This is a genomic window from Amycolatopsis sp. NPDC051128, assembly GCF_040682715.1.
In the GTDB taxonomy this organism is placed as follows: domain Bacteria; phylum Actinomycetota; class Actinomycetes; order Mycobacteriales; family Pseudonocardiaceae; genus Amycolatopsis.
The window spans coordinates 431,830-438,783 of sequence record NZ_JBFBBN010000001.1 but is presented as its reverse complement, the minus strand read 5'-3'; the positions used below and the strand labels follow the sequence as shown (position 1 = coordinate 438,783).

The window sequence follows — 6,954 nt, the reverse complement described above, 5'->3', positions numbered from 1 at the left end:
GGCAGGCGGACGGTGTCGAAACCGGCCTTGGCCACCTCGTCGAAGTGCCGCTCATCGAGCGCCAGCTCCGGACCGTCACCCAACGCGTCGTAGAGTCCCTCAATGGGCCATTCACGGCCGTTCCGTTGACCGCTTGCGCGGCAGGGGAATCCTTAACTACCCGGCCTTGCCCGAACGGGGCACACCTCGCGTCAGGCGGTGGGCCGGGTCGCGCCCGCGTACTGGCTCTGCAGCGGCGAGATCTTGACGACGTCGCCGCTCGTCGGCGCGTGCACCATCTTGCCGTCGCCGATGTACATCCCGATGTGGGACACGGGGGAGTAGTAGGCGACCAGGTCGCCCGGCTGCAGCTGGTCCCGCGACACCGGCGTGCCGAAGCCGGCCTGCGCCGCCGAGGTGCGGGGCAGCGAGATGCCGGCCTGCTTGTACGCCCACTGCATCAGACCCGAGCAGTCGAACGTGGTCGGCCCGGTGGCGCCCCACACGTAGGCGCTGCCGAGCTTGCTCAGCGCCGCGTTGACCGCCTTCTGCGCCGCCGCGGTGGGCGCCTTCACGCTCGGGGCGGCGCCGCCGGTGTCCTTCTGGGCGGCCTTGTCGGCGCTGCTGAGGGTCCGGCTGGTCGCCTCGATCTGGTCGATCTGGGTCTGCAGGCCCTTCTTCTTGGCCTCGATGTCCGCGGTCAGCTTCGCCGCCGCGTCACGGGCGTCCTGCGCCCGCTTCGCCGCGTCGGTCGCCGTCTTCTCGGCCGCCGCGGCCTTTTCGGCCGCGCCGGTGAGGTTGTCCATCGCGGCGTTCTTGTCGGTCGCGATGAGCTCCAGAGCCGCCGAGCGGTCCAGGAAGTCCTGCGTGGACGTGCCCGCCAGCAGCGCCGACAGCTTGTTCATCTGGACGCCGCTGGTGAACGACGCGCCGGCGAACTTGTCGACCTGGGACTGGAACTTCTGCTTCGCGTCGGCGGCCTGGGCCCCGGCGTCCTTCGCGGCGGTGACGTCGGCGGTGGCCTTGTCGAGCTCGCCCTGCTTGGCTTTCAGGTCGTCCTGGGCCTTGAGCAGGTCTTCGTTGAGCTTTTCGGCCTGTGCCGCGAGGTCGCGGTACTTGGCGAGGGCGTCCGAGCCGGTGGGCGGGGCCTGGAGGACGGGGATGGGGGCGGCGGTGGCCGGGGGCTGGGCCATGGTGACGAGGGTGATCACCGAGGCCGCGGCGATGGCACCTGACACCACGCGCTTGATGGGATGCGAACGCATTCTCGCGCGGGTCTCCTTTGCTGGTCGGCCGCCGTCGGGCACCGGGCGGCGAGTCGGGGGCCTCGTCCGCTCTGCCCGTCATCGGCCGCGCTGTACCGCATGAGGTGAAGCGCGCGATGGGGGTCCGGTCCCCGGCAGGGGGTCGGCGGCGATCTCGCGTCGCCGCCTCATCGACGGCCGGGGGACGCGAGATCTCGAACAGGTTACGAAAGGAACACGGCCAGGTCCAGTGGCGGGGCGCTCGTAACTCTCCGTGATTGTGACGACCACGCTTGGACCAGTGGAAACGCAAAACACTGTGTGCGGCGTTACATGCCGTTACGACGCTCTGGTGTCGGTCCCCTGCCCAGCGTGACCGGAACCAAGGCCGGCCCCGTTGACCGGTCCGATGTCCTTTGTGGACGTTCACGGAGAAGACGAGGTCTGTCGCATTTGTATGTCCCTTGTATCCGGTGGGGTGATGCTGGTCGCCGTAGTGATCCCGAGCAGTGGAGGACAGGAATGTTCACGAAGGCCGCCGTCTTGACGGCATTGACCGCCGCAGCTTTCGCTGTAGCCGCACCGGCGCAGGCCGAGACCGCGGTCACGACGGCGCTGCCCACGGCGAACATGGAAGCCGTGCTGAAGGCGGCCCAGATCGACCCGCGCCGCGCCGACGACACCCAGACGCCGGGCGCGCACGACAGCGTCCTGCTGGTCGAGCAGGCGCTGCAGGTCAAGGGACTGCTGGACAGCACGTACGTCGACGGGTATTTCGGCACCACCACGATCACGGCGTACTCGCAGTACCAGAAGTCGTTGGGCTACACCGGACTCGACGCCTCCGGGCTGCCGGGCAAAACCTCGCTGGAGAAGCTGGGTGAAGGCCGGTACACGGTCACCAACCCGGTGTCCGCGGGCAGCCACGTCACTTACCACGGCGTCACGCTCAACACCCGCACCAAGGCGATGCTGGTGGCCGCCGAAGGACTCTTCGGTTCCTCGGTCAGCCTGACGCAGGGTTCGTACAACGCGGGCGGCGTCGACGCTTCGGCCGGCACGCACGACGGCGGCGGCGCGATGGACATCTCGGTGTCCAACCTGTCGTCCACGAGCCGGACCAACCTCCTGAAGGCGCTGCGCAAGGTCGGGTTCGCGGCCTGGCTGCGCACCCCGGCGCAGGGCTTCGCGTACCACATCCACGCGATGGCGGTCTCCGACCCGGACCTCTCGTCGGGCGCGCAGCACCAGACGGGCGACTACTACCTCGGCCAGAACGGCCTCGCCGGCCGCGGCGCCGACGACGGCCCCTCGGTCACGAAGGTGACGTGGGAGGAGTACCAGCGCGGCTGAGCCCGCCCGCCGCGCCCGGTCGTGGTGGCACGACCGGGCGCGGCGGTGGTTTGATCGAAGGACCGACACGATGGGGGTACTTCGATGCCAGGCAAGGCGTTCCGGTTCGGCGTGGTCGCGGGCGCGACCGAGGGCGGCGCGAAATGGCTCGAGACGGCCCGGCGGGCGGAACGGCTCGGCTACTCGACGCTGCTGTCTCCGGACAACCTGAACCTGCCGACCCCGACCGCCGCGCTCGCGGCCGCCGCTGCGGTGACGACCGGCCTGCGCGTCGGCTCGTTCGTCCTGGCCAGCCCGCTGCGCACGGCGCGGGCGGCCGCTTGGGAGGCGCGCAGCCTGACCGTGGTGACCGACGGGCGGTTCGAGCTCGGCCTCGGCACCGGGCTGCCGACGATGCGGCAGCAGGCCGAAGAGCTCGGCCTGCCCTACGGCTCCGGTCAGGACCGGCTGGATTCGATCTCCGAGACGATCGACCACGTGCGGCGGCTCGACGGCGACGCGCGCACGCCGGTGATGATCGCCGCGGGCGGGCCCAAGGCGCGCCGCCTCGCCGGGGCGAAGGCCGACATCGTCACGCTCGCCGGCGGTCCGCTGGCCACCCGCGAGGAGATGGCCGGCTACGTCGGGGAGATCCGCGCGGCGGCGGGCGAGCGCGACGTCGAGCTGGCACTGAACATCTGGGTCGTCGGCGAGCAGGTGCCGCCGTGGATCCGCGGTTTCATCGGCGTCGACGCCGAGACGCTCATCGAGCACGACTCGCTGGCCATCATCCGCGGCGGCGTCGACGCCATGGCGGAGGAACTCGAACGCCGTCGCGAACAGCTCGGCGTCTCCTACATCACCGTGAACGGCGCCTTCATCGAGGAGTTCGCGCCGCTGGTGGAGCGGCTGTCGGGGAAGTGAGCGTCGCCGGGTCGGTGTTGGCGCCGCAGAGCAGGACGGCGACCCGTTCCCCGGGCGCCGGCCGGTAACCGCCGCTGAGCAGGGCGGCGAACGCGGTCGCCCCGCCGGGTTCGACGGCGAGGCGGTAGCGGTCCCACAGCGCCGCCCGGGCTTCGACGATCGCGGTGTCGTCCACCAGCACCGAGCCTGCGTCCGTGCGCGTGGCCACCGCGAAGGCGATGTCGCCGAGCCGGGTGGCGCCGAGCGAGTCGGCGGCCACGCCGGACACCTCGACCGCGACCGGCTCACCCGCCGCCAAGGCCGCGTTCAACGTCGGGATCGTGCGCGGTTCGACGCCGACCACCCGGGCCCGGCCTTCGACCGCGGCGGCGACGCCCGCCAGCAGCCCGCCGCCGCCGACCGCGACCAGGACGGTGTCGACGCCACCGGTCTGCTCCAGCAGCTCGAGGCCGAGGGTGCCCTGCCCGGCGCAGATCTCCGGCTGGTCGTAGGCGTGGCAGAAGAGCGCGCCGGAGTCCGCCGCGTGCTTCACGGCCGCGTCGTAGGCGTCCGCGTACTTCTCGCCGACCAGTTCGACGGCCGCGCCCAGCTTCCGCAGCTTCGCCACCTTCACGGCGGGCGCGTTCGCCGGGACGTACACCCGCGCGGCGAGGTCGAACTCCCGGGCGGCGTGGGCGACGGCGAGGCCGGCGTTGCCGCCCGACGCGGTCACCACGCCGGCCGCCGAAAGCTCGCCGGCGGCGATGATGCGGTTGAAGGCGCCGCGGGCCTTGAAGGACCCGGTGTGCTGCAGCTGTTCCAGCTTGAACCACACGCCGTCGTCCGCGGCGAGCACCGGGGTCCGGCGGACCCGGTCCCGGATCCGCGTGGCCGCCAGTTCGACATCCGAAGTGCTGATCATGGGCCCAGCATGCGCGTGGACCGCCGTAAGCACCAGCGACGTCTCCTATGCTGACGTTAGCTCTGCTTACGCCTGGAGGAACCCGTGCTCGACGCCCACCGCCTGGCCCTGCTGGCCGAGGTCGCGCACGCCGGGTCCATCGCCGGAGCCGCCCAGCGGCTGTCCTTCACGCCGTCCGCCGTCTCGCAGCAGCTGGCGAAGCTCGAGCGCGACGTCGGCGCGCCCCTGCTGCACCGCAACCCGCGTGGCGTCACCCTGACGCCGGTCGGGGAAGCGCTGCTCACCCACGCGGAAACCATCGTGGGGGAGCTGCGCACCGCCGAGCGGACGGTCCGCGCTCTGCTCGACGAGGAGCCGGCGCAGCTCACCGTGGGCACGTTCGCGAGCGCCGGCATGACGCTGGTGCCCGCCGCGCTCGCCGAGTTCCGCCGCGACCACCCCGCGGTCGCGCTGCGGCTGCTGGACCTGGAGCCACCCGACGGCTACGGGCTGGTCAGCTCGCGCGACCTGGACCTGCTGATCACCCACCGCTACCCGGGGGCGCCGCTGCCGGACCCACGCGGGCTGGACCGGTCGCTGCTGCGCTCGGAGCGGTTCCGGCTGATCCTGCCGGAGGGCCACGCGAAAGCCCGGGTCCGCCGGCTGACGCTGCGCGCGCTCGCGGGGGAGGACTGGATCTCCGGCAGCCCGGGCGTGCCCAACCGCGCCTGCCTCGAACAGCTCGCCGACGCCGCCGGGGTCCGGCTGCGCGTCGCCTACGAAACCCGGGACTACCAGGTGATCCTGGCGCTGGTCGAGGCGGGGCTGGGGATCGCGTTCGTGCCGGAGAGCGTGCTCGGCCGGGCCGGCCGAGCACGGATCGAGGTCCGCGACGCCGCCGACGCGCGACCGGCGCGGGAGATCTTCCTGGTGCACCACCGGCGTCCGGGGCCGCTGGTGACCGAGATGGCCGCGCGGCTCAGTCGTCCACAGTAGACGGTTCGGCGGCCGGGAACTGGATGGGGCTGAGCAGGTACCGGACCCGGTCCGCGGCAGGCTCGTTGCCCAGCCTGGCCACGATGACCTTCCGCAGCTCGCCGATCATCTCGGTCAGTTCCGGGCGGCTCAGCCATACGGCGTGCTGCCGGTAGCCGACGAGGTCGGCCGCCGGATCGGCGTCTTCGCGGTCGAGGTAGGCGTTGAACTCCGCGATCAGCGCCGCCATCGCGGTGGCGAACACCTGCCGGTGGTCCTCTTTGGACACCGACGCCGCGGTGGCGGCGTCGACCACCGCGCGGTCCCCGCGCAGCCGGTACCGGCGCTCGACGGCGCCGTGGACTCGCTGCTCGCCTTCGACCTCGAGGATGCCGCCTTCGGCGAGGACGCCGACGTGGCGGTACACGGTGGCCTTCGAGACGTCCGGCAGGCGCTCGCACAGCTCCGTCGTCGTGCGGGTCCGGCCGCCCGCCATGGCGTGCACGATCCGCAGCCGCACCGGGTGCACCAGCAGGTGAAGGGAGTCCATGCCGCATGTTCTCACACGTGATACCGTTCGCAAAGTTGAGAATGCAGACTGGAGGAGCCACCATGCCCGTCACCCGATCGCTCCCGCTCGGCCGCGCCCACGAAGTCGCCGGCGGTGCGCTGGCGCTGGACCGCGCGGGTGCCGGCGGCCCGCCCGTCGTGGTTTTGCCCGGCGCGGGCCTCGTCGGCCTGGACTACCTGAACGTCCACACGGCGGCCGCGGAGTTCACGACGAGCGTGCTCTACGACCGTGCCGGCACGGGCTGGAGCGACCCGGTCGCACTGCCGCGCACGGCGGCCGACGTCGCCACGGAGCTGCGCGACCTCCTGCGCGCCGCCGGCATCGCGGGGCCATACGTGCTGGCCGGGCACTCCCTCGGCGCGTCGTACGCGCGGCGCTTCGCCCAGCTGTTCCCGGCCGAGGTCGCCGGGCTGCTCCTGCTGGACCCGGGACACGAAGACCTCTTCGCCCACCTGCCCGCGGAGGCGGCCGGGCTGAACGACCGGATGAAGCAGGCCGCGGCCGAGCTGCCGGACCTCACCGAAAGCCAGCTCCGGAGTGCGCGCGAGCAGTACGGCGCGTTGTTCGCCGAGTGGCCGCCGGAGGCGCGGGAGCCCCTGGTCGAGCACCACCTGACGACGTGGCGGACCGTGGTCGCCGAAACCGCGAACGAGGACGCCGTCTACGCGGAACTCCGCGACGGCGGGGAACTCCCGGACGTCCCGCTGATCGTGCTCACCGCGATGGGCCGCAACCCGTACTGGACGCAGTTCGGCTCCGAAGAGCTCATCGAAGCGGCCCAACGCGGGATCCGCGACCTGCACGCGTCGATCGCGGCCGGCGTCCCGCGGGGCGAGCACCGGGTGCTCGACGACGCCACGCACCAGTTCCTGCACATCGAGCGGAAGGACGCCGTGCTGCGGGCGATCCGGGACCTGATCGCGGCCGGGTAGTTGAGGATTCCTCTGCCGCGCAAGCGGTCAACGGAAGGCCGTGAATGGCACATTGAGGGACTCTACCCGAGGTGTTCGCTTCGATCAGTTGCTTCACCCGGTCGAGCGGCAGCCCCG

7 protein-coding genes are annotated in these 6,954 nt (G+C 71.9%); 4 read left to right on the top strand and 3 right to left on the bottom strand.

Annotated features, from left to right (window positions below; translation table 11 throughout):
• Nucleotides 1-191: 191 nt before the first annotated feature.
• Nucleotides 192-1,244: a C40 family peptidase gene (locus AB0M82_RS02035; RefSeq protein ID WP_364716688.1), complete on the bottom strand. Its 1,053-nt coding sequence runs from the start codon at nt 1,242-1,244 to the stop codon at nt 192-194.
• A 501-nt stretch (nt 1,245-1,745) separates the two neighbouring features.
• Here AB0M82_RS02035 and AB0M82_RS02030 point away from each other — a divergent pair.
• Together AB0M82_RS02030 and AB0M82_RS02025 are read left to right on the top strand one after the other, a co-directional pair.
• Nucleotides 1,746-2,576 carry a peptidoglycan-binding protein gene (locus AB0M82_RS02030; protein WP_364716686.1) on the top strand — a complete coding sequence of 277 codons (831 nt, stop codon included), beginning with the start codon at nt 1,746-1,748 and terminating at the stop codon, nt 2,574-2,576.
• Nucleotides 2,577-2,660: 84 nt separating this feature from the next.
• Complete coding sequence (locus tag AB0M82_RS02025; RefSeq protein WP_364716684.1) at nt 2,661-3,479, top strand: LLM class flavin-dependent oxidoreductase; 819 nt, start codon at nt 2,661-2,663, stop codon at nt 3,477-3,479.
• On the opposite strand, the gene AB0M82_RS02020 is transcribed toward AB0M82_RS02025, so the two are convergent.
• Nucleotides 3,433-4,380 (bottom strand): threonine/serine dehydratase, encoded by a 948-nt coding sequence (locus AB0M82_RS02020; RefSeq protein ID WP_364716681.1) that lies wholly within the window; start codon nt 4,378-4,380, stop codon nt 3,433-3,435. The genes AB0M82_RS02025 and AB0M82_RS02020 overlap by 47 nt on opposite strands.
• Nucleotides 4,381-4,464: 84 nt before the next feature.
• On the opposite strand from AB0M82_RS02020, the gene AB0M82_RS02015 reads away from it, so the two are divergent.
• On the top strand, nt 4,465-5,355 hold the full coding sequence (locus AB0M82_RS02015) for a LysR family transcriptional regulator (protein WP_364716679.1): 891 nt from the start codon (nt 4,465-4,467) through the stop codon (nt 5,353-5,355).
• On the opposite strand, the gene AB0M82_RS02010 is transcribed toward AB0M82_RS02015, so the two are convergent.
• On the bottom strand, nt 5,339-5,884 hold the full coding sequence (locus AB0M82_RS02010; RefSeq protein WP_364716677.1) for a helix-turn-helix domain-containing protein: 546 nt from the start codon (nt 5,882-5,884) through the stop codon (nt 5,339-5,341). The genes AB0M82_RS02015 and AB0M82_RS02010 overlap by 17 nt on opposite strands.
• A gap of 62 nt (nt 5,885-5,946) precedes the next feature.
• On the opposite strand from AB0M82_RS02010, the gene AB0M82_RS02005 reads away from it, so the two are divergent.
• Nucleotides 5,947-6,837 carry an alpha/beta hydrolase gene (locus AB0M82_RS02005; RefSeq protein WP_364716675.1) on the top strand — a complete coding sequence of 297 codons (891 nt, stop codon included), beginning with the start codon at nt 5,947-5,949 and terminating at the stop codon, nt 6,835-6,837.
• The last annotated feature ends 117 nt before the right edge of the window (nt 6,838-6,954 follow it).